We start from the raw sequence: 24,709 nt of genomic DNA, 5'->3' as shown, positions 1-24,709 counted from the left end.
TTGGGGTGAGAAGTTTCTTCTCACCCTTTTTTGTTTAATCAGGAAAATAGAGACTACCTTTCGGGTAGCAACAAAAAGTTAAAGTGAGCTTATGGCAAAACCCTCCGAAAATTCTGACATCCAGTGGATGCGAAGAGCCCTGGATTTAGCCGCTAAAGGCAAAGGCTACGTTTCGCCCAATCCTATGGTTGGATGCGTGATTGTTTCAGAAGATGGAGAATGTATAGGCGAAGGATATCACAAGAAATTTGGGGAAGCGCATGCGGAGGTTAATGCGGTAGAATCAGTTGCGGATACCTCAAAGCTGAAAGGCGCTACGGTGTATGTCACGCTGGAACCATGCTCCCATCATGGCAAGACCCCGCCCTGCGCCCCGATGCTTGCTAAGCTGCCTATTAAGCGGGTGGTAGTGGCTATGAAAGATCCTAATCCGGAAGTGGATGGCCAAGGGCTGCTCCATCTTCGTAATAAAGGCATTGAAGTTGATACGGGTGTACTGAAAGAAGAAGCGGAAGCACTCAATGAGTTTTTTGTACACCATCAAACCTTTGGCCGACCTTTCATCACCCTGAAAATAGCACAAACTGCCGATGGCTACATTGCTGCAGCCGACGGGGAATCACAGTGGATTACCGGCAAAGCATCCCGCAAACAAGTGCACCGCTGGCGAAGGGAATACGATGCGGTATTGGTGGGGCGAACCACAGCTATGGTAGATAATCCCAGCCTGACCGTACGCCATGTAAGCGGCCGGCAACCCAAGCGTATTGTTATTGACGGGCCTTATGAATTGCCCCGGGAGCTGAATCTTTTTTCTGATAAATTTGAAGAAAAGACCATCATCCTAACCTGGAATAAAGAAGCCTCGGCAACCGATGCCGATCCCATGCTGCGTATGATGCAGCAAAACTATTTTCGCGGGCAGGTCATGCAAGTGCCGAAGATGGATGGTCATGTGGATTTGCGGCAAGCTTTTAAAATACTGGGAAATGAAGGGATTACTTCTATTTTGATAGAGGGCGGACAGCAGCTTTCTTCTGCATTGCTGCGGCAGGGATTGGTAGACAAGCTGGAGTTGTTTATAGCACCGAAGATTCTGGGAGGCGGAACGCGCTCCATCATGGATATCGGAATCTTCAAGATGAAAGAAATTGCCGATCTGAAGAATGTGAGTTGGACTCAGATAGGCGATGACATGTTATTAACCGGATATTTTTAGCACTATGTTTACAGGAATTGTACAGGAAACAGGAAAAGTAGAATCCATCAAATCATTAAATGGTGGTGGACAAGAAACGGTCATTAGTTGCACCTTTGCAGATACTTGTCATGTGGATGAAAGCATTTCAATCAACGGTGCCTGCCATACGGTTACGGCTTTTGATGAGAATACTTTTACCGTACAGAGTGTAGAGGAAACCTTGCGGAAGACCTCACTTGGAAGCCTGGAGGAAGGCGAGGCAGTAAACCTGGAGCGATCCCTTACTTTGGAAAAAGGGATTGAGGGGCATTTGGTGCAGGGCCATGTAGATACTACAGGGACCATCACCGAAATTGAAAAAGAAGAAACCGGCTGGCTTATCACCGTGCAATATCCCGATGAATTCAATAATATGATTGTAGGGCGTGGCAGTATTACGATGGAAGGCATCAGCCTGACTATAGCACGGGAGGAAGGCAACACCTTTACCGTGGCTATCATCCCTTATACCTGGGAGCATACAAACCTAAAGAATAAATCAGAGGGAGATTTGGTCAATTTAGAGTTTGATGTGATTGGCAAGTACGTAGTGAAATATCTTGCAGGTTTGGGTCGGGATTTTATTTCCTGAGCTTAGATACATTAATGCTGATATTGAATGTATGGGACGGAGGGTTCTTTATTCTGTAGGACCAGGTATTTTTTATACCTTATGCCCATTTGATGCTATAGTGTCATCCTGAGGATACCTCCGAAGGATCTTGCATTTTGCGGAGCCGCACTCTCATATCTCTTATAAACCATCCCCAGTGAACCGTACAGTATAGTTAATGGCCGTCGGATAAGCATTTTCTGGCTAAGGTTCTTCGGCGGTAGCCTCTGAATGACGAGGCATTTTTGATCTTATTATCCTATGATTCCACTGCGTCATCCTGATTTCCTATCGGTAATACCCACGGCCCGTATCGCTGGAGTTGCGCTCAAGATTCTTCAATACCGGTAATTTCTGGAACAGGCTTTGTATTTGAGCGCTGTTCACGCTAAGCCGGAAAAAGTAGTACTGATTGTCGCCAAAGGGACTCAGCTGAAAGGAAAGATCCCAACACTCCAGGTTTCGAGACAGAGAAAAACGGGAGGGAGTAAATTCCATGGCCACAAAATCATACCCCATGTCCGTGCTAAAGCGCCATTTGGGCGTCAGATTGAAAGAGATGTTGGAAGCGCGGAGCGTGGCTGATTCATTGGGGGAATTATTAAACCGGTAATTCCAGCTGTAGTTAAAATCCAGTGTAAAACTCCAGGGTGATTTTACAGGAGGGATAGGCTCCAGACCAAAACGAGAATCGATAGGACGAAAACGGGACTGATTGTAAGGATCGTAGCGTCGGCGATAAATCGGTGTGAAAACTTCTACCCCACGCCCACCGCCTTTAAATGAGGTACTGGCTGTTACCGAAAAGGTGCGAAGCTGTGCCAGTTTTTTCCCATCTTCAATAAAAAAGCGATTGAACTCCCGCCCCAATGAATCCAGTTGATAAAAGGAGAAATTTGCAGAAGCCCGTAACCGAAGTCCGTCGATAGCACTGGAACTGATAGATGTTCTGAGAGGAGAAAGATTCAGGCTATCGGCGGCAAAGTTATAAGAGGAGCTAAGAGAAAGATTATCAATCAGCCGAATATTTCGCTCGTTCACTTCGCCGGTACTGTCTCTTTTTACAATTTTAGTTTCAAACACATTGTTAATCGAAAAGCTCATGTTACGTTGCTCTCCCCGGCCCGGACCTCCGAAAACCTCATCCTGAAAAATAGAATACTTACGAGTGTTGCCAGAAGTATCGGTTTGAACCGTACGATAATAGCCCCAAATTTCATTGCTGAAATCGGGGCGGTAGCCAAAGCTCACGGAAGGCCGTAGGGTGTGTCTAAAACCCTGAAGAGATCCAATTCTTTGATTGGATACGCCGTAAATAGTGGTGGAAAAGTTGATGCTGGTATTAAAATCCCGGGCCGTGCTGAAACCATCTACTTTGCGGGTTTCGATTCTCAGGGAATCTGGGTTAAATTCTTGCCTGATGGTGGATGGGTACCAATATTCATTGTAATTAATACCGGCCGATACATTCAGAAACTGGCTGGGAATCACCTGCCCGATCTGGATTCCGGCCGACTGCTGAAAACCTGCTTGAATGTAATCGATATCTCCGGTGGCTTCTTCGTATTTATCCCGGTCGGTTAGAGCCTCAAAAAAGGTGACTTCCGCACTGTCTTCATCAATGGGATCGTAATCAAACCGGGTTTGCAGCTTGTTGTTGTAACTGATGTTAATAGTCTCGTACCAATTCTGGTCCCCGCCACTTCTTCCACTAAATGGAGAAAAAGTTTTGAGACGAAAACTGGCGGCAGGACCATCTATCGAAGTTGAGTAATCGCTAAAATCCTGAACCAGACGGGCATTTGTGCTGAAATTGTACAGGTTTTCAGGATGACTGTAGTTGTATGAGATGCTGGAACGCGAGGTGGTTTCAGCCTGATCGTCGATATTATAAGAGTTTCTGCGATAGTAATCAGCCGTTCGCAGATTGATACTGGCACTCAAATTGGCATAAGGTGATATAGTTTGGCTATGCTGAATATTCAGATTCTTATTCACCCTTTCGGTATAGCCCGGGTCGGTAGGTTCCATGCCCTGATCTTTGGAATAACTCAGGCGTATCGACCCGTTGTATTGGTCGGTATTCCGGTATTGAACCTGTCCGTTTACGAGGAAAGTCCCGGAAGTAAAAATATCGCCATCCACCTGCCCTGTGATGTAATCATTGAAATACTGAAACCAACCAACATTTTGTAAACCCAGTCCGCGATCATTCTGGTTTTGGAAAGCATAAGTTGGAGTTAACAAACCCGATTGCTTTTGCTCAATGTCGGTGGGTACATATCCAAAAGGAAAAATGAGCGGGTAAGGAATATCCAGAATGTAAAGACGTGCATTGGCAAAAAAGAGCTCGTCCTGGTCCACCACTTTCATCTTCTTGGCTTGGATGTAATAGTACAGATATTCCGGCGGACAGGTGGAATAAATGCCATCTTTTATAAACACCTCGCTTTCGCTCACGTTCTTAATTTTGGAACCAATAAGGTGACCTTCTGCAATTTGAACCTCGGCCGCTTCAAACTTCCCTTTCTTGGTTTTGTAATTGAACAGAATCCGGTTACTTCTAATCTCATCACTTTCACGCACCAGAACCGGTCGGGACAGGGTATCTTCCGGGGTGAGGGTTTTAGCCTCAACGGTGCTATTCTCAATATCCATGTTGATTTCACCGGCATTCAGCTGGCCGGAGGTGTGAGCCACCTGCGCAGACCCAAATAGAAAAGCTTTTTTGCCTTCTGAGAAATCAATGATCAGCGAATCAGAAGACTGAAACTCCACGGCATTTTCGGGGATTTGTCCACCGGGAGGGGCAGAGGTTTGTCCTTGCGATTGAATGCGGCTGGTATCTATCGGTGCTGTAGCGGTAGTATCTACCTGTTGGGCCAGCAGTGGAACCGTCATCAACCCTAAAAAGCACATACACAAAAAATATCTGCCTGTATGTGTCTTGATGACGGAAAGCATGGGTTCGGTTAATTAGGAAAAAGAATCAAAAGCAAGACCTGAGGCGCCAAGCAAAGCACTTTCATTGCCAAGATCTTCGTACACCAGTTCAAAGCCTTCTTTAAAAGGCTCCATCATGTGCTTGTCAATAATCTCGCGGGCAGGCTCAAAAAGCAGGTCGCCAGCTTTTGCAACGCCTCCGCCAACAACAAATTTCCTGATATCCATCATATGCACATAATTGATGATGGCATACCCCAGTCGCTGTCCGCTTTTGGCCAAAATCTCAATAGCCAGGTCGTTTCCTTCGTTGGCAGCATTGGTCAGATCCAATGGTTCCAGTTCATCAAAATTATCAGCGAACTGTTCATAAAGGGGATTGGAAGGATTCTGGGAAATCAGGTCGCTGGCAAAACGGCTTAAAAACCGCTGGCCCAGGTAAGCTTCTACCGTACCACGGGTTACGCTATTTGAAAGAGGTCCATGGTAATCAATAATCACATGCCCGAGTTCTCCAGCCATTCCCTGTGTACCTTTAAACAATTTGCGGTCATATATAATACCACCACCCACGCCGGTACCCAGCGTTATCATGATGAAGCTCTCAAACTGCTGCCCAACGCCAAAGTGCAAAGAGCCCAGTGCCGCAATGTTGGCATCGTTCTCTACTTTACAGGGCAAGTTGGTGCGGGTTGATATTTCTTCGGCAGCGTTCACTTCCTTCCATCCGGGCAGGTTTGGAGGATTCTTTACCGTGGTCTGATCTTTGGAGACCATCCCCGGCAAGCCCAGGCCAATACCAATAATCTCATGATTTTTAACGAGTCCGGTCACCGTTTCAGCTATACGGTCTAACAAAAAATCTTTGCCAAGGCTGGCCCGGGTTGGGGTTGTAACCTGTTCTACAATTCCTTGTTTATCATCCACCACGGCGGCTTTAATGTTGGTGCCGCCAAGATCTACTCCAATTGCTTTCATCGGGTTATCACTAAATCTTACTAATTAATTTTGGGGAAGATAACGGGCAATCTCACACGAACCAAACCAATCCGCGATTTCTCTTATTCTTCTCTCTTAACTTTATAAACGGTCTCACCGGGCTTTTTCATCCCATACTCTTCGCGGGCAATTTTCTCAAGCAGTGCGGGATCGCTTTCCAGCTCAGAAATTTTGGTTTTCAGTTCTTCGGAACGTTCATTTAACTCGGCAGTGCGTTCCTGCAGCTCTTTCTTCTGGGAATGAAGATCCCATCGTGTTTTAAGGCTGTAGGTATCAATGAAAACAAACCAGGTGAATACGAATGCACCAAGCAATAGGGCAAGGAAAGATTTTTTCCAGCGAAGAGGATTCAAAAATTGTACGTTCATAAAGCGCCTGCTGAGATTACATTAAAGGCCAAAATACATTAATTTAGCGATCAAATACAATTTGGGTTTTTGTTGATGAATAAGATTGAAAAGTGGGCTGTTTGGTTATTTTTTCTGGGATGGATATGGACAGGCAACAACGTACAAGCACAAAGCGAGTGGATTAAAGTATACTTCAATATGCCATCCGATCACTCCGTGGCTACTCCAGGGAACCAGAGTAACAGTAACTGGGATTTGCTGCAGACCCTGGAAGATCGAATCGATTCCGCCACTGCCAGCATCGATCTGTGTATTTATGATATAGAGCATCCCCGAATTGCGGAAGCGTTGGTTCGGGCTAAAGACCGGGGCGTGAGAGTTCGGTTGGTTACGGATAATCACAATCGCACCGATGCCGGTCAGTACGATGAAATTATCTGGGAAATTCTGCGCAAGGGTGGGATTTATTCCATTGATGACGACGGCGATGTCTACCATCCTGATGGAAGTATTATTGATTATGATCTGGTGAATGATGGCTCCGATATGCATCACAAATTTGCGGTGATTGATTATTTGAGTGATTCACCTGAGGATGATTATGTGTGGACCGGATCCACAAACCTGACTTATACCGGTGCCTACAACACCAATCACACGATTGTTGTAAAAGACAGCGAGGTGGCCGGAGCGTATACCGAGGAGTTTGAGCAAATGTGGGGAGGATCAGGAGAACTTCCGGATGAAGAAAAGGCTGTGTATCACAAGGATAAAAGCAATGTGAGCCAGAACGTTTTTGATGTGGGCGGCACACGCCTGGAAGTATATTTTGCCCCGGTAAACCGGGATCGTACCAAGCCAAGTGTGAGCGAGCGATTGGTGAAATTGTTACATGATGAAGCCCAGTACGATATCAATTTCCAGGCTTTTGCTATCACTCCAAACATCCCGATTAGTGAACAAATGTGGAACCAGACTGCCGATGGAAGGATTCTGCTTAATGGCGTAATTGACCGGCGGTTTTACAGTCGTTACGAAAGTGCCGGAGAGATTTGGGCTGCACCTGAGGCGCGGCTGGGAAACCGAAATATCCGGGCGGCCAACGAATTACGCACCCTGCATCACAAATTGATACTGATTGATGCTCAGCATCCGGATTCAAACGATGTAGCAGTTACTGTCGCAGGTTCCTATAATTTTTCGATGAATGCCGAACTGAATAACGACGAAAACACACTGATTATCTTTTCCGATAAAATCACCAACCAGTTTTACCAGGATTTTATGGGGGTGATGAGTCGTGCTAAAGAAGAAAGCTATCCGCCTGCGCCTCCCATTTATACCGATAAGTGGTATGAAATTTATTCAGTTTCAGACGGCAGCCGCTTTGATATTGAGGTGCTTCCGGGCTTTGGCTATTCCGTGCGTCTGCTTGGGGTGAATGTGCCGTCATTGTATGCCGGGGAAGATTCGGCGTATTACTATGCGGGTGCTGCGGCAGAATACATGCAAAATTTATTGGAAGGCCGCCGTGTGCGCCTGAAAGGTTTTGATAACAACAAACCTGAGGCACGTTATAATGCTTTCCAAGCCTATGTTGAAATTGATTATGATGGCGAGCCGGTAAGTTTAAATAAGCTGATTCTTGAAAAAGGCTATGGGACGACATTAGAATATTATAGGCAGCATCCCGATTCGGTGGCAGCTTTTGCGGTGTATGAAGATCAGGCACGTAAACAAGCAGCCGGCCTCTGGAGGTATCCTGAGAAAAGGGGCCGCAAAGTATTGCGGGTAAAAGAGGTGGATACCGGTAGTCCAACAAATGTCATGTATCCCATTAATATCAATACAGCTGATGAAGCTACCCTGCAGTTGTTACCGGGAATTGGTCCGGCCTATTCAAAGCGCATTGTGGAATATCGTTTACAGAACGGAAGCTTTAAAGATGTAAGTGAGCTTACCCTAATCAAAGGGATTGGTCCTAAAACGCTGGAAAAATTGCGGCCTATCACCACGGTGGATTAATTGCTTCGAATATAAAATGGGTTTGACTGAGCTTCTTTTTTTCAAAATAGGATGCTGTGCGGGACTGGAAGAATGTATTTAGTCATTATCCGGATCTGGCGTGGGGCATCAATAGTTCATAAAAGCTTAATCTCTACGCAAACTTATGATAATGGTAGATGGGTAGTGTTAGCTCATATACATAAGATAGACGGGACTTGAAGAGCGTTATAGAAACAGACTTGGATACTTTGAAGAACAGAAAAAAGAAGCGTCCAATAAAAAACCCCATCCGAGGTCAATCGTATGGGGCTGGTCAAGAGAGAGTCATTATGAAAATAATAATCAAAAAGTCTGTGAATCAAGAACGATTTGTTTAAAATGCTTTAATGATATCGTTCATCACAATGTAACACAAAAAATCAAAAAAAGGTAGTGAATCGGGAGGGGCTCGAACCCTCGACCCACGGCTTAAAAGGCCGTTGCTCTACCAACTGAGCTACCGATTCTCAAGAGATTCCAAAGATAAGGGATTTATTATTTAGAGTACAATGAAAATTTAAATTTTCTTGACTCAATTTGAATTATCCTTTTTTAGAACCTGAATCAGAGCTTTTTCAATTGGTATGTTGGGCTTTTGATCGATTCGCCCAACTTCTAATTGGCTCTTTAAAACCATAACGGTAGGAATATATTTGATATCAAACTTTTTTAAAAATTCTTTTGGGAATTTTTTTTGAGCGTCCGTTCCAATGTAGTGCGCGTTGATATTTTCGTTGCCAGCCCGATCCAGGGTTTTGATTAAGCGCGGAACTTGTTTTTTACTTTCCGGACACCAGCTTCCCCAAAACACATAGATTGAAATACTATCTTGCAGCGCTTGTAGATATTCAACGGCTTCGTTTTCGGGTTGATAGCGGTTGAAATAGATTTCATAGATTCGATCAGATTTCAATATCTGTTCTTTGGTGACTTCTCCAATTAGCTGAGCAGAAGATTGGGCTGCCAACGAAGAGCTCATCAACCCGAAAAAAACAAACAGACAGATAAACAGGCTTGAAGACTTCATAAGGATTTCTGTTTTTTGGATAGTATCTTAAAGCGAATAGAAAATAACAGCTTGAATAGATAATTATGGCAAGTATTTTTACGAAGATCATACAAGGCGACATCCCCAGTTATAAAATAGCTGAAGACGACAAGCATTATGCTTTTTTAGATATTAACCCAGCTGCTGAAGGACACGTACTTTGTATCCCCAAAAAAGAGGTGGATTATATTTTTGATTTACCGGCGGAGGAATTGAGTGCGTTGATGGAGTTTTCACAAAAAGTGGCCAAAGGGATTGATGAGGCTCTTGAACCTATACGAACCGGTATTATTGTGGAAGGGATGGAAGTGCCGCATGCCCATGTGCATCTCATTCCTATCTACGAAAAAACGCAAGCTTTTAGCCTGGGTAAGAAAGTTGATCCAAATGAAGAACGCATGCAGGAACTGGCGAATCAAATTAGCGGGAAGGTAGCACTATGAAAATTTTGGTACTGAACGGGCCGAATTTAAACTTGCTCGGCAAAAGAGATCCTGGAACCTATGGCTCAGGCAGCCTGAAAGAACTGGAGGATTTTATCCGGGATGAATTTCCGGAGCATACCTTCCTGTTTTTTCAAAGCAACCTGGAGGGAGAGCTAATCAATGAAATCCACAAAGCGATGGAAATGGGCACGGAGGGATTGATGATTAATCCCGGCGGCTATTCCCATACTTCGGTAGCTCTGCGGGATGCACTGGATCCGGTGGAGTTTCCCAAGGTGGAAGTGCACATTTCCAACATTCATTCCCGCGAGGATTTTCGGGAAAAATCAGTAACTGGCGCCGTAATGGACGGCATTATTACCGGCTTTGGTAAATACAGTTATGTGCTGGGGGTTGAGGCTCTGGAGCGGTTGGCGGAATAAGAGTAGCAACGAAAGGATGAGTGGACTTGAATTGATTGGTAAAAATTTAAATCAAGGTTGAATCGGTTCCATCCTGTACACTTTTCCAAATTGAGAGGCTTTCTTCAGATCTTTATCCTGAAGAGCTTCTCGGGCCTGATCCAGTTTTTGGGCGTCATCAAGTGTCAGGTAAGGAGCCCATTCATCTTCGGATGAAATCAAATCTACTTCAACTTCAGCAACGAAATTACCAGAATGGATATATTTTTTTTTCTTCATAATTACTTCCTCTTTAAAAAATCTTTACTCCACTGGTCTTGATTAGGTCTGTAAGCAGTTATTAGTACGGCGGGTTGATTGTGTCCTTTAGGAATTCCCCACAGTACATGAACAGGCATTCCGTTTTTGTCTTGTTGTAAAACCAAAATGCATGGACCTTTTGGGTAATCAGGATATTCTTCAACGATTAAGGAATGATCTATCCCGAGAATAATTTCACGAACGCTGAGTTTATCATCACTCAGTTCATCGTAACCATGTTCAGATATACGAACAGATTCATTACGTACAAGTTGCTTTATTTTAACTAAAAAATCGGACAATCTGGTTATTTGCTCGTGAAGTATTTTATTATCGTAAGGAAGCAAGTAAAAAGCAATAAAGCCAAATTAGCTAGAGAGAGTCATAATATCAGTTATAAAAATAAAACCGCACCAGAAATAAATCCGGCACGGCTTTTTGGATAGGATACTACTATCACTTCAAAATTTCGGGAAGGTTACAAGGAAAGTATTATGGTGCTATGGTGTTACAGTGTTTGGGTGTTGTATGCGTTTGAAAACAGTAACACTTTAGCACCTTAACACTGAAACACCCTAACACTATAACCCCAATTCCAGTTGCTTATACACTTCCTTCTCGTTCAAATTGAGGTTGGAAAGGGTGATGCCCAACAAGCGCACCGGACGTTTACCCACTTCGGTTTCTTCCATCAGGGTGCGGACTACTTCCATAATTTCGCTATGCCGATTGGTGTGATGGGTGAGGGAATAACTGCGGGTGATGGTATCGAAGTTTTTGTAGCGGACTTTCAGGGTGATGGTTTTTCCTGCCGCATTTATTTTCTTCATCCCCTCGGAAATAGTTTGGGCCAGCTCATCCAGGAAATTGTTGATCCACTCCAGACTTTCTACATCTTCAGAAAACGTACGTTCTTTGCCATAGGACTTGCGGATGCGGTGAGGCTTCACTTCCCGGTGATCAATTCCCCGCACAATCCGATAATAGAATCGCCCGGATTTACCAAAGGCTTTCACCAAGTCGATTTCACTCCACTCTTTTAAATCGGCCCCGGTTTTGATGCCCACCGCGTGCATTTTTTTCTGCGTAGCCTTTCCCACCCCGAAAAATTGTTTGATGTCCAGTTCTTCCAAAAAGGCCTCTGCTTTTTCCGGAGTGATAAGGGTGAGGCCGTTGGGTTTGTTGATATCAGAGGCCACTTTTGCCAGGAATTTGTTGTGTGCAACCCCGGCCGAAGCTGTTAGCCTGGTTTCTTCGTAAATGCGTTCCTTAATTTCTTTGGCTATAAGAGTAGCGGAAGGCAGGTTCTTATGGTTTTCGGTGACATCAAGAAAAGCCTCATCCAGCGAGAGGGGTTCTACCAGGTCGGTATACTCAAAAAAGATTTCGCGAATTTGGTGGGAGGCTTCTTTGTACGCATCAAATCGGGTTTTTACGAAAATGCCGTTGGGACAGAGTCGTACGGCTTTGGAGGCGGGCATGGCCGAATGGACGCCATATTTACGTGCTTCGTAACTGGCCGTCGCCACTACGCCCCGGCCGCTGGGAGATCCGCCCACAATCACCGGCTTACCCCGCAGTTCGGGATTATCCCGCTGCTCTACAGAGGCATAAAAGGCATCCATGTCAATATGGATAATTTTGCGAATGGGCGTGTTGGAATCCATAACATAAATTACACATATGAAGGTTTATAGGAAAGGGGAATGTAAGGAAGTGGTAAGAGGGGAGTAGCAAGGTGCAAGGCACAAGGTTTTAGGTGTTAGAGGATTGCGCCTCGCTACGATGTCCTGTATTTCCAGCTCCCCACGTCTCGTTCCTACGCTCTGCGTTGGAACGTATGGATGGTTTGGGTTGGTGGCGGGTTGGTTGCCCAATTTTCGTAAAGAACGAATGTGCCTCTATAACATTCGGGCGAAAATTGGGGGATCCTTTATTGTTCTTTTTTACCAATATATTGCTCCTAATGGAGCATATTTGTGGTTTCTATGAACAGAGTTTCCTAAGGGGAGTTCTAGATAACAATGGCGCAAAAACAGACCTTTCCTCCCGGCCCCGAGTATTCGGGGAGCGCAGCGGAATCGCAGAACCGAGATCTTACGGCACATAGAGTATTACTCACCAATACCTCGTTATTGCCTGGCTCTGCCGGTAGTAAGGAGATCGCGGGGCTGGACCCGCGATAACTACACATCACAGATACTGTCATCTCTTCAATGAGATTGACCTCAACGTATCAAGATGACGGGTTTGATATCGAACTCACGTTATTTAATGAGGGAAATGAATTGGGTTTGTAGCTGCCCTCCTAATTTTGCTTGTATGATGTAGGTGCCACTGGATAAATCAGAGCCATCCAGTGTTATGATATGTGTGCCTTCCATTTTGTGTTCATTGACCAAGTCTTTAATCTTTTGTCCCTGAATGTTATACAGCTCGATTTTTGCTATATCCGGTTGCTTCATCTTGAAGGAGATAGTAGTTACCGGGTTAAAAGGATTGGGATAATTTTGCAATAGCTCGTGTTGGGTGGGAATATGTTCGGGCGTTTCGTTGGACACTGGGATGGATAAGAGCTCTGTAGATTGTCCATCCTTAAGCTCATATAGTGTAGAAATAGTGGTGTAGTAAATACTGCTATCTGTGGCAGTGAATCCCGTAATTTTTTCTTGGGGATCAATCAGTACTTCAAAATGTTCTCCGTAATCGTTGCTAGCCAGAACTGAATCAGAATTCCAAACATATAATTTCCCAGATTCTTTTGAATGAGTTTGTATGTGAACATGCCCTTTGAATACTTTCACCAAAGACCAACTTCCTTGCTCTCCTTTAGTTGAGCTTATATATAGTCCGTATTTACACTGCTCAAGAGAACAATTCACATCTGAACCGGGAGCACCAATGGTGTCTATCAAATAAATAAAAGTTCCATTTGAGTCATATTGAATGTTAGAGCCATATAAGCTATCGCTTATGAATTCTTTCGTTATTCCTTGATCAATACTCCGATAAAACCCATTATTATCTGAGCCAAAAGTATAATCAATCCCAAACATCAATGAATCATCATAAGGGCTCAGAGATCGGAGTGGAAAAGCCAGCCTAGAACTGTCGGGAATTTCATCAAAGCTATCTATGTCAATCTTTGGCCAGTCCCGGCCTCCGTTCCTGCCTATTACCATTCCGCCATTTACCTCTACATATACCCTGCCATTGTTGGTGCCTTCTACGGTTAAGTGGTCCATTGTAACATAAAAACCACCTGCTATTTCCGTGCTATCACTTCTTGAGATAAAGGTGTACTCTTCAGAATTATGGATGTACACATAATTTCCCGGATCATTATCCAGAAACTTGTAATCCAGCACTCTGTTATTAGTCCAGGAATTACCGTAGTGCAGTATCAGAACCTTTTCTTGGCCGGTTTTCGAATTATAATGGTATACATGATTGGTATAGGAGTCGGAATCATCAGTTCCAGTATCGATCCGGTAAAACAGGTGGTCAGTCCCCGAGCTGTCGGTAAGACTTTTTAGATCATGAATACGCTGTGGCGTTTGTGCAAATACCAAGGACTGTACCCCAATAAACAACAAAACTATCTTGACATATTTTTTCATACTTGAATCAACACAAAGGAAGAAAGAAAGTCAAAACCTTTCTATTAATAAATGATTTGTAGAGGTTTAGGGGTTGTTGATATGAATAAGGATAAAGTGGCAAGAGGGCAGTAGCAAGGTGCAAGGTTTTAGGTGTTAGGGGATTGCGCCTCGCTCCGATGTCCTGTGTTTCCAGCTCCCCACATCTCGTTCCTACGCTCTGCGTTGGAACGTATGCGTGGTTTGGGTTGGTGCCGGGTTGGTTGTTCAATTTTCGGAAAAACCGAATGCGCCTTCATGCCATCCGGGCAAAAATTGGTTCTTATCAGTGGGCTTTTTTACCAATATGTTGCTCCTAACGGAGCAAGTGTAAAACGAGCCTATTTAAGCTTTAGGGAGATTGAAAAAGCCAAATAGTTGATACTTGCAAGAGATCTACCGTTCGATATTCAATGTTCTGTATTCAATATTCGATATTCAACAGCCTTACTCCATCGCTTCCAGCACACGTTTTACAATCCCATCCATGGCGGGGGTTTTAATCCAGCGGGCGACAATCACCAGGTCATTTTCCTGATCTACATATACCATGTTTGTGCCGGAGCCGAGATGGAAGAAAGCAGAAGTGGGCGCACTTGGGATGCGGTCTTTATTCACGTTCAGAAACCAGTTCATGAAACCATAGTTGGTGTTGGCTTCGGTGGGGGTTTGAGCCAATTTGTTCCATTCTTCGGAGATAATCTGCTCATCTTTCCAGCGACCATTGTGCAAGGTGAGTAACCCAAAACGAGCTTGGTCGCGGGCGTTGATGAACATGCCACCGCCCCAGTGACCACCACCACTCACAGCCTGCATTTGTTGTCCGTCTATGATCACCCAGGAATTTTCATAACCCATCCAGCGCCAAGTGGGTGAAGCGCCGATTTTATCCATCACTTCTTCTCGCAGCACTTTGGGAAGCGGCTCGCGCAGCACATTCATGGCCGCAAGAGCAAGCACATTCACCCGTACATCGTTGTATTCCCATTCAGAGCCAGGCTCGTGGCGCTCGCGGGTCATCCATTCCGAGCGGTCTTCTGAGGGACGATCGGCCCAGTCGGGTTTGCCCCACAAGGTGCCTTCCCAGTCACTGGTTTGGCGCAGCAGGTGGTTCCAGGTAATTTTGCTGTTGTGTTCGCCTTTGAAGGGTTGAAATACTTTGGCTTTGCCAAAGTCATCAGCCTTGTTATTATTGTCGTCCCACTCCACCAGCATGATGGGCGCCATATACGGATCTACTTTATCGTGCACATCCCGGATCAGTCCGCGGTCATAAGCCACTCCGATAGTGGTTGTTAGAAAACTTTTGGTTACGCTGTGGGTCATATCTACCCGAAACGGCTCGCCCCATTCCGCCACGATGTAGCCATCTTTCACGATAATGCCGGTTTGAGGTCCACGGTCTTTAAATGGGCCAATGCCATCCCCAAAAGGCTCGCGCCCAAAGGTGCCGTAGTGATTTTCTTCCATGCTGCGGGGATTATCCGATTCATTCTCCTGAGCAAACTGAATGGCCTCCTGGATTTTATCAGGATTGAGTCCTAATTCCTCCGGGGATCGTTTCTCCCAATCGCCCCATTTTCCGGGAAAGTAATCCTGGGCAAATACGGAAGCACTTAGCCCGGAGATGATTAGTAGAAGGAATAGTTTAAGACTCAGTTTTTTCATGATAGATATGTTTTCGTGATTGACTAATCAATTTCGCAGAATATATCACAAAAAAGGAAAGCTGCCGGGTGAGGAGGGAAAGTTTTGTGTTTTTTAAAAAATGTAGACTGTATTTAGAAAAGTTGAGGTGGGGACAATAAGATTCCTGCCTGCGCAGGAAGGAAGGGGTAGGGTAGGATTTCAAGCCTTCGTAACTGCCCTCCCTGATTTCAGAGCAGGATTTGTCTGCTCTGAAATCGGTCCCTCCAAAGGGACACAGGTTCGTGGCATTAACAAAATTGTGGAGTAGTTTCAGCAAGCAGGAATAGGGAAGAAAATATCTCTCTTTGGAGAGAGACAGGATTTGGCTTGCCCCACAATGCATTCGGGGGGAGAGGCTTAGGGATAACATTTTAATTATGAGGGAAACACTGTTACTACCCCTAAAGAAATGCGAGTGATCGATGGACCGAAAGATCGATTGGCGATTTCAAATCACCCCAGACGACGGCGTTTATTTAGGTAAGCCAACAGAGCCGTGTCAAACTGATCCTCAGTATCCATTTCCTCAAAATCGATTTCAAACTCGCTGCAGGCAAGCCGGAATTTCTCGGTGTACTCGGCTACTTTTTTCTGGTAATCCTTGCGGACTTGCGCCGGCAGTACTTCAACTTCATCCCCCAGTTCCATGTCTTCAAATACAAAGCGTCGGTCAGGGAAATCGAGATCGCGTTCACTGCGTTTTTCCCGCACATTGAACAGCAATACCTCATGCTTACGATGCCGCAAGTGCTTCAGAGCCGAGATAATTTCCTCGTGCTGATCTACATTCTCAAATAAATCGGTGATGATTATGACCAGGCTGCGATGATTCAGCCGTTCCGCCACTTCATGGATGGCCTGAGCTGAGGCGGTTTGTCGTTTAACACCGTCGTCCTTTTCCTCCCTGATCAGTTCCCGTTCCAGCTCAGTATAAATCTGTCGCAGGTGATTATAGGTAGATTTGGCCGGGATGAAGCTTTCGATTTCAGAGTGGAAGGGAATCAGGCCACAGGCATCGCGCTGGCGGTGCATCAGGTACATCAGTGAGGCCGCAAAGTGAATTCCATAGCGTAATTTGGTCCATTCGCCAAAGTGTTTAAAAAGCATGGAGGAGCTGGTATCCAGCATTACGTAGGCGCGGAGGTTGGTCTCTTCCTCGTACTGCTTCACATAAAAACGCTCTTTTTTGGCATACACTTTCCAGTCGATATGCTTGAAATCGTCGCCGGGATTGTAGGGGCGATGTTCGGCAAACTCTACACTGAATCCGTGAAAGGGGCTTTTATGGAGCCCGGAGATGAAGCCTTCCACAATTTTTTTTGCACGCAGTTCGAGAGATGCGAGCTTGGAAAGTATTTCGGGTTTTAGGATCACAGATTTTTGGGATTATTGGATTGCGCAGATTACTGCTTATGGTACCGGATTAAAGTAATGAATGAAAGCGGGGAATGTTGTAAATAAGTTTTGTATGTGTGAACTGGATTAAGAAAAAGCCTGAGAATTATATCGGGTCATAAATCATGTTAATCCCATTAATCCTGCAAAATCTTGGTTCTTAAACGAGGAATAATTCACAATCTCACTTTGTGGGTATACATTCACTGGCACCATTTACCCACCCCTCAATCCCCGCCCAAGCGGGGAAGCTCCTTAGTGGTGGTTGATGTTGAAATCAAGAACAAAGTTAATGGCAAAAGTCTAAGCATAAGTATTATGCGTTCCCTAAAGATTTCCTCTCCCGGGAGAGGATTAAGGTGAGGGTCAATGTTGCCAAAGTTCCACAGACTTTATCCAAGAGATAATCTGTCCACTTTCCACACGACATGGAGTGATGCAAACCAAAAAATAATCGTTCAATTTTCAATCTGTAATCTGCAATTTTCATGGAATCGCTTCCAGTTCTAAATCCTAATAAAAAAAGAAGATAGAAAGACGGAATCTTCACAAATACTTTGTAAAATAGGGATAGTATTAAGGTGTGAACAAGATAGTTCTCAAACAAAAAATGAAGTCGTGTATATCCTCAGAATTCTCTTTCTTTTATTCGTTTTTTTGGTACCGGAAATGGTATCCGCCCAAGCAACTGAATCGGCTAAAATCACCTTATCTCCCGAGAAAGGATTCTATGTAGAAAGTGCCGATGGTTTTATGGGATTCAAAATCAGCACACGGTTGCAACAGCAATTTGGCTTTACGGTCCCGATGGATTACAGCGATGCCGTGCAACCTAACTTCTTAATGCGTCGGGCACGCATCAGGATTCACGGATATTTTTATGACAAAAAGCTTACCTATTTCGTCCAAACCCAGATGGACAAAGGTAACTTTACCCTCTCTAATGCAGAGTTTCGATGGAAAGCCACGGACAACTTACAGCTTAATTTTGGACAGCTCTGGCCGGTTGGGGGACGACAATTCCGTACCGTATCAGAAGCCTTTCAAATGATTGACCGCTCGCCCGTTTCTCGTTCCTACTGGCCGGGCTATGATATTGGCATGATTGCACAGTACAATCTGGAAATTGGAAAAAAGTCACTCGTTAAATCATACTTGAGTATTACCCATGGTGAAGGTATGAATAAGCCCTCGGCTGAGGGCGGCATGGCCTATGGCGGACGTTTGGAGTGGCTGCCATTCGGCACTTTTGCTGAAGGCGGCGATTACAGGGAAAGTGATTTGTACCACGAGGAAACTCCGAAGCTTTCCTTGGGAGGTGCCGTGTATTATAATCAGGATGCTTATGTGCAAATTGGTGGGCAGGGGCCAAATAATCTCTGGAAAGGTCAGGAGGATGACATCAGCGCTTTATATCTCGATGGCGTCTTTAAATTCAATGGTTTATCCATTTTGGCTGAATATGCAGATCGTAAAGTGGATCAGGAAATCATAGAACAAGTGGTAGGGGATTTTTTTGTACAAAGTTATAGCCTTGTTGTTGGAGGCAGCGGATTCTCGGTGCAAGGCGGTAAATTCATCAGTCCAAAAACAGAACCTACCTTGCGTGTGAGCTTGTTAAATCCCCATGACAATTTACAGGCTGCCAAAGCACAGTTCACGCAACAGAATACGTACACGCTGGGTCTCAATCATTTTCTGCGGGGACATCACCTGAAATTACAGTTTGAATTAAACCTCCTGAATGAAGAATATGCAGCCGCCAAGGATAAGATGTACCTGCAAGTTCTCACACAGTTTAGCATTAGCTTTTAACAACTGAAATCATGAAATACTTCACTAAAGATTCTGTTTCTATTCTTCTTGGCCTCATCGGCTTCGCGATTCCATTTTTTGTGAGCATCCCGGGGTTGTCGGAAGCCGGGCACGTAGCGCTTAGCATTTTCATCATTGCAGCTGTCTTTTGGATGCTGGAGCCGGTTCCCATTTATGCTACCTCTATGCTGGTTATTTTGCTGCAGGTGTTTTTCCTGAGTAAGCAAGGGGTATTATTTCCGAAAGCCACGGCTCAATATACACCCAACAGCTACACTGAATTTATAGGCACGCTGGCCAATCCCATTATCATTTTGTTTTTAGGGGGATTTGTGCTTGCTGCTGCGGCCGTTAAGTTTGACTTGGATAAGAATATCACAAGAGTGCTGCTGAAACCTTTTGGTTCCCGACCAAAATTCATCATTCTTGGGTTGATGGTGGTGACGGCGCTGCTCTCGGGTTTTATGAGCAACACGGCCACTACCGCTATGATGATGACGGTAATTTTACCCATCCTTGCCAAAACGGAAATGGATGATCCGGTACGTATCGGACTGGCGCTTTGTATTCCCTTTGCAGCTAATATCGGCGGAATAGCCACGCCCATTGGTACGCCGCCCAATGCGGTGGTAATTGGCGCCTTATCAAACCAGGGAATAGATATTGCCTTTACCGAGTGGATGGGCCTTGCCACTCCGCTGGTAATTGTGATGTTAATCGCAAGTTGGGTTGTTTTGCTTTGGATGTTCAAACCCAAAACCGATAGCATCAAGCTGGATGTAAAAGGAGCTTTTCAGAAAAATAAAGATGCTATTCAGGTGTATCTTGTCTTTGGCCTGACTATCGGCCTTTGGATTACTGAATCGCTGCACGGCATCGGTAGTAGCATCATTGCTTTGTTGCCGGTAGCAATACTTTCGTTGACGGGAATCCTGGATAAAGACGAAATCCGTGGTTTGCCCTGGGAGGTGCTTTGGCTGGTTGCCGGCGGACTTTCACTGGGGATTTCCATGGAAAGTACCGGGCTGGCCGAATGGATTATTGCCACCATCAACTGGAATCTGTTTTCGGCACTGATGCTCATTGTGGTATTCGGCCTGGTAACCATCATCATGTCCAACTTCCTGTCGCATACCGTATCGGCTACCTTACTGATTCCGCTGGCCGTGAGTTTGGCAACTTCCGGCGCTGCGGGAGAGGGCTTTAGTCTGATATTGATCAGCCTGGTGATTGGTATTAGCTCCAGCATGGCGATGATACTCCCGATATCAACCCCGCCAAACGCTATTGCCATGAGTACCGGTACCTTGAAAACCAAGCACATGACGAAATCAGGATTAGTCATTGGTGCTTTCGGATTGCTTATGGTGACTTTATATGCCTTGTTTTACTGGCCATTACTAATTAACTGAGGACCTCAACATGGATAAGAAAATTTACCTGCTGATTGTAGAAGACGAACTGGAAGTGATGGACGCCCTGGTGAAAGACCTGGAGAAGTTTGAGCCCTTTTTCCCTTTAGAGACTGCCAATGATGCGGTTGAAGCGGAACAGGTGATAGAGGATATTATCAGTGAAGGAAACAGTATTGGACTGATTTTGTGTGATCACGTGCTGCCTGGAAAAAACGGAGTGGATTTGTTAATCGAAATGCGTGACAACCCAGAGACTTCAGACACCAAGAAAATACTGGTAACTGGACAAGCGGGTCATGAGGACACCATCCTGGCTATAAATAAGGCCGACTTGGATCATTACATCGCCAAGCCATGGAGCAGGGAAGAGCTGGAAGAGTCTGTAGTTCGTGAGCTGACCGACTATGTAATTGAGAAGGAAAAAAATCTCCTGCCATTCATGCAAATCCTGGATTCAGAAAAACTGTCCGAAGCCATGCGTAAGAAACAAATGGGGGATCGCTAAAACATAAAAAAGGCCAGACAAGATTGCCCGGCCTTTAAATAAAATACTTGGTATTAAGTGCTTAGAAGCTAATGCCAGCTGTTAAGCTAAAGGCACCGTTTTTCTGGTTGTCTTCAAAGGTTGAATTGGCAACCACATTGGTTAAACCTGCGGTGTAGCGAAACTCCAGGCTAACCTGGCTAATATTTACGCCTGCCCCCACTGCTACGCCAAAATCGGTGCTCTCGAAAAAGTCATCGGTTTCTACGGTAAATTCATCTCCTTCTACTTCAGAATTCACTTTAAAACCTGCATAGGGGCCAAAAAATACTTCAGGCACTACGGTAGATTCTGATGGCCCGAAAGCAAATTTCGCCAAAACCGGAATCTGAATGTAGTCTATCGACAGCTTGGCATCGGTATCTTCAAAGTTACTTCCGTATTGGGCATATAAAACCTCAGGCTGTACCGCCATTGGACTGTTTGGAACCTTGAAGTTGGCAAATACACCAGCCAGCGCTCCAGCCTTGTATTCAGTATTTTCCGTATTGTTGAAGGTGGAATAATTTAGCCCGCCCTTTACTCCAAACTGGGGCATCATTTGTGCATGGGCTGTGCTGCCTGCCAGCAAGAAAAGCCCGAGTACTATTCCGCTTATCGCTTTCTTCATATTCATTTTGTTTGATGGATTTTGAGTTGGTTTTGTTATTCTCATTCATCCATACCAGCGAAGCGGTTGTTATGTTCCGAAGGGCAGGGTGTTACAGTATTAGAGTGTTTGGGTGTTACGGTCTCCGCAGTGGTTTCGTGAGTAATCGATAGAATTGTAAGGCTTACAGGTAATTCCAATGGGTAACTATATCCACCTAAAACACTGTAGCACCATAGCACCTTAACACTGAAACACTATAACACTGTAGCACCCTAACACTTTAACACTATAACACCCTAACCTTTTAAATAATCCTTCAAGAAATGCCCCGTATGGCTGCCTTCTGTTTTCATGAGGTCTTCGGGCGTGCCTTCAGCAATTACTTGTCCGCCGCCGAAACCGCCTTCGGGACCGAGATCAATCACCCAGTCGGCACATTTGATGATGTCGAGGTTGTGCTCGATGATGATCACCGAGTGGCCCTGTTGTACCAGCTCGTTAAAAGAGTCCAGCAGCTTGGCTACGTCTTCAAAATGCAGTCCGGTAGTAGGTTCATCAAAGAAATAAAGCGTGTGATCGGTAGAAGTTTTAGATAAGAATTTAGCCAGCTTCACGCGCTGTGCTTCTCCACCCGAGAGGGTGGTGGCACTTTGTCCCAGTTGTAAGTAACCAAGTCCCACATCTTCAAGCGGCTGCAGCTTGTTGACGATGGTCGCTTCATCCACAAAAAACTCGATGGCTTCAGAAACGGGCATCTCCAGTACATTATGGATGTTTTTGCCACGGTATTTTACGTTAAGTACGTCTTTGCGATAGCGGGTGCCGTTGCACACTTCACAGGTCAGCTCGATATCCGCCATGAACTGCATCTCAATACGCTGAACCCCTTCACCCTGACATTCCTCACATCGTCCGCCCGGCACGTTGAATGAAAAGTGACCCGGCGTGTAGCCCATGATTTTTGCCTGTTTGGTATTCGCAAAAAGATCGCGGATGCCATCAAATGCTTTGGTATAAGTGGCTGGGTTGGAACGCGTAGAGCGGCCAATAGGACTTTGATCTACCATCTCAACGGAATGAATGGCCCCCATACCGGAGAGATCAGAATGTCGACCTACTTTGTCATTGTAAGAGCCAAGGTGTTTTTGAATGCCCCCGTACAGTGTGTCATGTACCAAAGTGGATTTGCCGGAGCCGGATACGCCGGTTACTACCGTCATCATCCCCAGCGGGAAGTCCACATCAATATTTTTGAGGTTGTGTTCTGAAGCTCCTTTCAGGGATAAAACCTTATCAATTCCCTTCCGGCGTTTTTTGGGGACCGGAATTTCTTTGCGCCCGCTGAGGTATTTGCCGGTCAGTGTATCAGCTTTAAGGAGTGTGTCAGTGGGTCCCTGGTAAACGACTTCTCCGCCGTGCGTTCCGGCAAAAGGACCAATATCAATGACATTATCCGCCGCTTTAATCATTTCGGGATCGTGCTCAACCACCAATACGGTGTTCCCGATATCCCGCAGCGATTCCAGAATCGAAATCAGACGGTCGTTATCACGGGGGTGCAGGCCAATGGTCGGCTCATCCAGCACATACAAACTGCCGATGAGCGAACTACCCAATGCATTCGCCAGGCTGATTCGCTGCGACTCTCCGCCACTCAGGGTGTTAGCCAGGCGGTCGAGCGTGAGGTAATCTAATCCAACTTCATCCAGATACTTAAGTCGTTTGCGGATTTCATACAGAATCTGTCCGGCTACATCTTCTTCAAATTCAGAAAGCTCAAGATCATCAAAAAATTCGCGGGCATGACCGATGGTAAGTTCCGAGACTTCCCCAATATGCAATCCACCCACTTTTACATACAGCGCATCTTTACGCACGCGGTAGCCTTCGCATTCGGGGCAGCGGCTGTATCCGCGATAACGGGAATACAACACCCGCATATGCACTTTGTAGCTCTGGCTTTTGATCATATCAAAAAACTCGCGGATGCCAATGTATTCATCCTTGCCTTCCCAAATCATTTTCTTCACGTCTTTGGGGAGGTCGGCATAGGCCGTGTCGATAGAAATCTTTTCGCGGGCACACACTTTGATCAAATCCTTCATGTGCATGCTGAATTTCTGAGATGTGAATGGTGCAATCACTCCATTTCGGATAGTTTTTTGAGGATCGGGAATTACCAGATCTTCGTCGATGCCAGCCACCTTGCCAAAACCCTCGCACTCATCACAGGCGCCAAAGGGGTTATTGAAGGAAAACATTTGGGGCGTGGGTTCATGAAATTCCATGCCGTCCATCTCAAAACGCTCACTAAACTTGAGCTCTTCACCGCCCCGCATTTTAATGGCACAGCGCCCATTTCCTTCCTGAAAAGCTGTTTCCAGCGAGTCTGCAATACGGGTGCGGGTTTCATCATCATCTTTTAATACTAGGCGGTCAATAAGTACGCGGTGCTGGTCTGCTTTAAATTTCTTTGGGTTGATGTCGTCCGTGGTCAGGTCCACCATACTTTCATCATCAACGTTCAATAAGCGGGTAAGTCCTTTTTCCTTCAGAACCTTCAGTTCTTCATCCAGCTTCTTTTTGTCGTGTTGCGGGATGGGATGGAGCACATAAAAACGTTCGCCTTCTTCCTGGCTATCATAGAGCTTTTCAATCGCTGTTCGGGGAGAGTCTTTTTTTACCTGTTCTCCAGAAACCGGCGAAATAGTTTTACCTATGCGGGCAAAGAGAAGGCGAACGTAATCGTAAATTTCGGTGGTGGTTCCAACCGTGGATCGCGGATTGTTGGACGTCGTTTTTTGCTGAATAGCCATGGCCGGTGAGATGCCCTGCATGAAATCCACATCGGGCTTATCCATGCGCTCCAAAAATTGCCGGGCGTAACTGGAGAGACTTTCCACGTAACGGCGCTGTCCTTCGGCGTAGATGGTATCAAAAGCCAGACTTGATTTCCCGGAACCGGAAACCCCCGTAACTACGGTGAGTTTGCCGCGTGGAATTTCAACATCGATGTCTTTTAAATTGTGCGTACGTGCGCCCTTGATAATAATGGGGCGTTCTTCTTCCTGCTTTTTTGCTTGTTGAGAAGCCGTCTGTGTCTTGGCCATGGTTATGATCAATCCTGAATTTTTACGAACCCTGAATATAACAATTTAACGCCGGCAAACCGACATAGGCTCACAACAAAATAATTGGCGGCAGCTCTCCGGCTTATTGAATTAATTTTGAGGGG

Annotated in this window: 20 protein-coding genes and 1 tRNA gene; 8 read left to right on the top strand and 13 right to left on the bottom strand. The window is 45.3% G+C overall.

The genetic code is table 11. The features are described from left to right. Positions 1–91 precede the first annotated feature (91 nt). The gene (gene ribD, locus FN815_RS07330; RefSeq protein ID WP_142453979.1) at positions 92–1,219 is read left to right on the top strand and encodes a bifunctional diaminohydroxyphosphoribosylaminopyrimidine deaminase/5-amino-6-(5-phosphoribosylamino)uracil reductase RibD; all 1,128 of its coding nucleotides are present in this window, start codon (positions 92–94) and stop codon (positions 1,217–1,219) included. Between the two features lie 4 nt (positions 1,220–1,223). Next, positions 1,224–1,832: a riboflavin synthase gene (locus FN815_RS07325; protein ID WP_142453978.1), complete on the top strand. Its 609-nt coding sequence runs from the start codon at positions 1,224–1,226 to the stop codon at positions 1,830–1,832. A 309-nt stretch (positions 1,833–2,141) separates the two neighbouring features. Here the strand turns inward: FN815_RS07325 and FN815_RS07320 are convergent, their stop codons facing one another. The 3 genes from FN815_RS07320 to FN815_RS07310 form a co-directional block, all read right to left on the bottom strand. After that, positions 2,142–4,754: a putative LPS assembly protein LptD gene (locus FN815_RS07320; protein WP_142453977.1), complete on the bottom strand. Its 2,613-nt coding sequence runs from the start codon at positions 4,752–4,754 to the stop codon at positions 2,142–2,144. 75 nt (positions 4,755–4,829) lie between these two features. After that, positions 4,830–5,774 (bottom strand): ROK family protein, encoded by a 945-nt coding sequence (locus FN815_RS07315; RefSeq protein WP_142453976.1) that lies wholly within the window; start codon positions 5,772–5,774, stop codon positions 4,830–4,832. A gap of 83 nt (positions 5,775–5,857) precedes the next feature. Continuing rightward, a complete protein-coding gene (locus FN815_RS07310; protein ID WP_142453975.1) occupies positions 5,858–6,163 on the bottom strand; it encodes an FtsB family cell division protein in 306 nt (101 codons plus the stop codon). A gap of 75 nt (positions 6,164–6,238) precedes the next feature. Between FN815_RS07310 and FN815_RS07305 the strand changes: the two genes are divergently transcribed. Next, positions 6,239–8,170: a phospholipase D-like domain-containing protein gene (locus tag FN815_RS07305; protein ID WP_142453974.1), complete on the top strand. Its 1,932-nt coding sequence runs from the start codon at positions 6,239–6,241 to the stop codon at positions 8,168–8,170. A gap of 415 nt (positions 8,171–8,585) precedes the next feature. Here the strand turns inward: FN815_RS07305 and FN815_RS07300 are convergent. Both FN815_RS07300 and FN815_RS07295 read right to left on the bottom strand, forming a co-directional pair. Beyond that, positions 8,586–8,658, bottom strand: a tRNA-Lys gene (locus FN815_RS07300). A 65-nt stretch (positions 8,659–8,723) separates the two neighbouring features. Further along, the gene (locus FN815_RS07295; RefSeq protein ID WP_185957210.1) at positions 8,724–9,158 is read right to left on the bottom strand and encodes a TlpA family protein disulfide reductase; all 435 of its coding nucleotides are present in this window, start codon (positions 9,156–9,158) and stop codon (positions 8,724–8,726) included. Positions 9,159–9,283: 125 nt separating this feature from the next. On the opposite strand from FN815_RS07295, the gene FN815_RS07290 reads away from it, so the two are divergent. Both FN815_RS07290 and FN815_RS07285 read left to right on the top strand, forming a co-directional pair. Further along, on the top strand, positions 9,284–9,682 hold the full coding sequence (locus FN815_RS07290; RefSeq protein WP_142453972.1) for an HIT family protein: 399 nt from the start codon (positions 9,284–9,286) through the stop codon (positions 9,680–9,682). After that, positions 9,679–10,107: a type II 3-dehydroquinate dehydratase gene (locus FN815_RS07285; protein ID WP_142453971.1), complete on the top strand. Its 429-nt coding sequence runs from the start codon at positions 9,679–9,681 to the stop codon at positions 10,105–10,107. Before FN815_RS07290 ends, FN815_RS07285 begins: the two co-directional genes overlap by 4 nt. Before the next feature lie 51 nt (positions 10,108–10,158). Here the strand turns inward: FN815_RS07285 and FN815_RS07280 are convergent, their stop codons facing one another. The 6 genes from FN815_RS07280 to FN815_RS07255 all read right to left on the bottom strand — a co-directional run bounded on the left by FN815_RS07280 (position 10,159) and on the right by FN815_RS07255 (position 17,087). Next, positions 10,159–10,365: a hypothetical protein gene (locus tag FN815_RS07280; RefSeq protein WP_142453970.1), complete on the bottom strand. Its 207-nt coding sequence runs from the start codon at positions 10,363–10,365 to the stop codon at positions 10,159–10,161. A 2-nt stretch (positions 10,366–10,367) separates the two neighbouring features. Next, the gene (locus FN815_RS07275) at positions 10,368–10,688 is read right to left on the bottom strand and encodes a DUF4258 domain-containing protein (protein WP_142453969.1); all 321 of its coding nucleotides are present in this window, start codon (positions 10,686–10,688) and stop codon (positions 10,368–10,370) included. A gap of 279 nt (positions 10,689–10,967) precedes the next feature. Beyond that, positions 10,968–12,053, bottom strand: a complete 1,086-nt coding sequence (gene dinB / locus FN815_RS07270) for a DNA polymerase IV (RefSeq protein ID WP_142453968.1) — start codon at positions 12,051–12,053, stop codon at positions 10,968–10,970. Positions 12,054–12,653: 600 nt separating this feature from the next. After that, positions 12,654–14,006, bottom strand: coding sequence for a T9SS type A sorting domain-containing protein (locus tag FN815_RS07265; protein WP_142453967.1), 1,353 nt, complete (start codon positions 14,004–14,006; stop codon positions 12,654–12,656). A gap of 465 nt (positions 14,007–14,471) precedes the next feature. Then, positions 14,472–15,692 carry a serine hydrolase domain-containing protein gene (locus tag FN815_RS07260; RefSeq protein WP_142453966.1) on the bottom strand — a complete coding sequence of 407 codons (1,221 nt, stop codon included), beginning with the start codon at positions 15,690–15,692 and terminating at the stop codon, positions 14,472–14,474. Between the two features lie 474 nt (positions 15,693–16,166). Further along, positions 16,167–17,087, bottom strand: a complete 921-nt coding sequence (locus FN815_RS07255) for a DUF58 domain-containing protein (RefSeq protein ID WP_142453965.1) — start codon at positions 17,085–17,087, stop codon at positions 16,167–16,169. A 639-nt stretch (positions 17,088–17,726) separates the two neighbouring features. Between FN815_RS07255 and FN815_RS07250 the strand changes: the two genes are divergently transcribed. The 3 genes from FN815_RS07250 to FN815_RS07240 are packed head-to-tail and all read left to right on the top strand — an operon-like array spanning position 17,727 to position 20,843. Further along, on the top strand, positions 17,727–18,923 hold the full coding sequence (locus FN815_RS07250; RefSeq protein ID WP_142453964.1) for a porin: 1,197 nt from the start codon (positions 17,727–17,729) through the stop codon (positions 18,921–18,923). 11 nt (positions 18,924–18,934) lie between these two features. Beyond that, a complete protein-coding gene (locus FN815_RS07245) occupies positions 18,935–20,335 on the top strand; it encodes an SLC13 family permease (RefSeq protein WP_246075177.1) in 1,401 nt (466 codons plus the stop codon). A gap of 10 nt (positions 20,336–20,345) precedes the next feature. Further along, complete coding sequence (locus FN815_RS07240) at positions 20,346–20,843, top strand: response regulator (protein WP_142453963.1); 498 nt, start codon at positions 20,346–20,348, stop codon at positions 20,841–20,843. 61 nt (positions 20,844–20,904) lie between these two features. Here FN815_RS07240 and FN815_RS07235 read toward each other — a convergent pair whose 3' ends face one another. Together FN815_RS07235 and uvrA are read right to left on the bottom strand one after the other, a co-directional pair. After that, entirely contained in the window at positions 20,905–21,492 is a 588-nt protein-coding gene (locus FN815_RS07235; protein WP_185957209.1) for a porin family protein, read from the bottom strand. Between the two features lie 278 nt (positions 21,493–21,770). Then, positions 21,771–24,584, bottom strand: a complete 2,814-nt coding sequence (uvrA, locus tag FN815_RS07230; protein WP_142453961.1) for an excinuclease ABC subunit UvrA — start codon at positions 24,582–24,584, stop codon at positions 21,771–21,773. Positions 24,585–24,709 lie beyond the last annotated feature (125 nt).

The sequence above is a fragment of the Gracilimonas mengyeensis genome (assembly GCF_900182705.1).
GTDB classification, from domain to species: domain Bacteria; phylum Bacteroidota; class Rhodothermia; order Balneolales; family Balneolaceae; genus Gracilimonas; species Gracilimonas mengyeensis.
Note: the sequence above shows the minus strand (reverse complement) of the source record. Positions and strands in the feature narration are given on the sequence as shown.

What these genes read in the sequence shown, in the direction of transcription:
- ribD (WP_142453979.1), top strand. Translation starts at nt 92, where the DNA reads ATGGCAAAACCCTCCGAAAATTCTGACATCCAGTGGATGCGAAGAGCC.
- FN815_RS07325 (WP_142453978.1), top strand. Translation starts at nt 1,224, where the DNA reads ATGTTTACAGGAATTGTACAGGAAACAGGAAAAGTAGAATCCATCAAA.
- FN815_RS07320 (WP_142453977.1), bottom strand. Translation starts at nt 4,754, where the DNA reads ATGACGGTTCCACTGCTGGCCCAACAGGTAGATACTACCGCTACAGCA.
- FN815_RS07315 (WP_142453976.1), bottom strand. Translation starts at nt 5,774, where the DNA reads ATGAAAGCAATTGGAGTAGATCTTGGCGGCACCAACATTAAAGCCGCC.
- FN815_RS07310 (WP_142453975.1), bottom strand. Translation starts at nt 6,163, where the DNA reads ATGAACGTACAATTTTTGAATCCTCTTCGCTGGAAAAAATCTTTCCTT.
- FN815_RS07305 (WP_142453974.1), top strand. Translation starts at nt 6,239, where the DNA reads ATGAATAAGATTGAAAAGTGGGCTGTTTGGTTATTTTTTCTGGGATGG.
- FN815_RS07290 (WP_142453972.1), top strand. Translation starts at nt 9,284, where the DNA reads ATGGCAAGTATTTTTACGAAGATCATACAAGGCGACATCCCCAGTTAT.
- FN815_RS07285 (WP_142453971.1), top strand. Translation starts at nt 9,679, where the DNA reads ATGAAAATTTTGGTACTGAACGGGCCGAATTTAAACTTGCTCGGCAAA.
- FN815_RS07280 (WP_142453970.1), bottom strand. Translation starts at nt 10,365, where the DNA reads ATGAAGAAAAAAAAATATATCCATTCTGGTAATTTCGTTGCTGAAGTT.
- dinB (WP_142453968.1), bottom strand. Translation starts at nt 12,053, where the DNA reads ATGGATTCCAACACGCCCATTCGCAAAATTATCCATATTGACATGGAT.
- FN815_RS07265 (WP_142453967.1), bottom strand. Translation starts at nt 14,006, where the DNA reads ATGAAAAAATATGTCAAGATAGTTTTGTTGTTTATTGGGGTACAGTCC.
- FN815_RS07260 (WP_142453966.1), bottom strand. Translation starts at nt 15,692, where the DNA reads ATGAAAAAACTGAGTCTTAAACTATTCCTTCTACTAATCATCTCCGGG.
- FN815_RS07245 (WP_246075177.1), top strand. Translation starts at nt 18,935, where the DNA reads ATGAAATACTTCACTAAAGATTCTGTTTCTATTCTTCTTGGCCTCATC.
- FN815_RS07240 (WP_142453963.1), top strand. Translation starts at nt 20,346, where the DNA reads ATGGATAAGAAAATTTACCTGCTGATTGTAGAAGACGAACTGGAAGTG.
- FN815_RS07235 (WP_185957209.1), bottom strand. Translation starts at nt 21,492, where the DNA reads ATGAAGAAAGCGATAAGCGGAATAGTACTCGGGCTTTTCTTGCTGGCA.
- uvrA (WP_142453961.1), bottom strand. Translation starts at nt 24,584, where the DNA reads ATGGCCAAGACACAGACGGCTTCTCAACAAGCAAAAAAGCAGGAAGAA.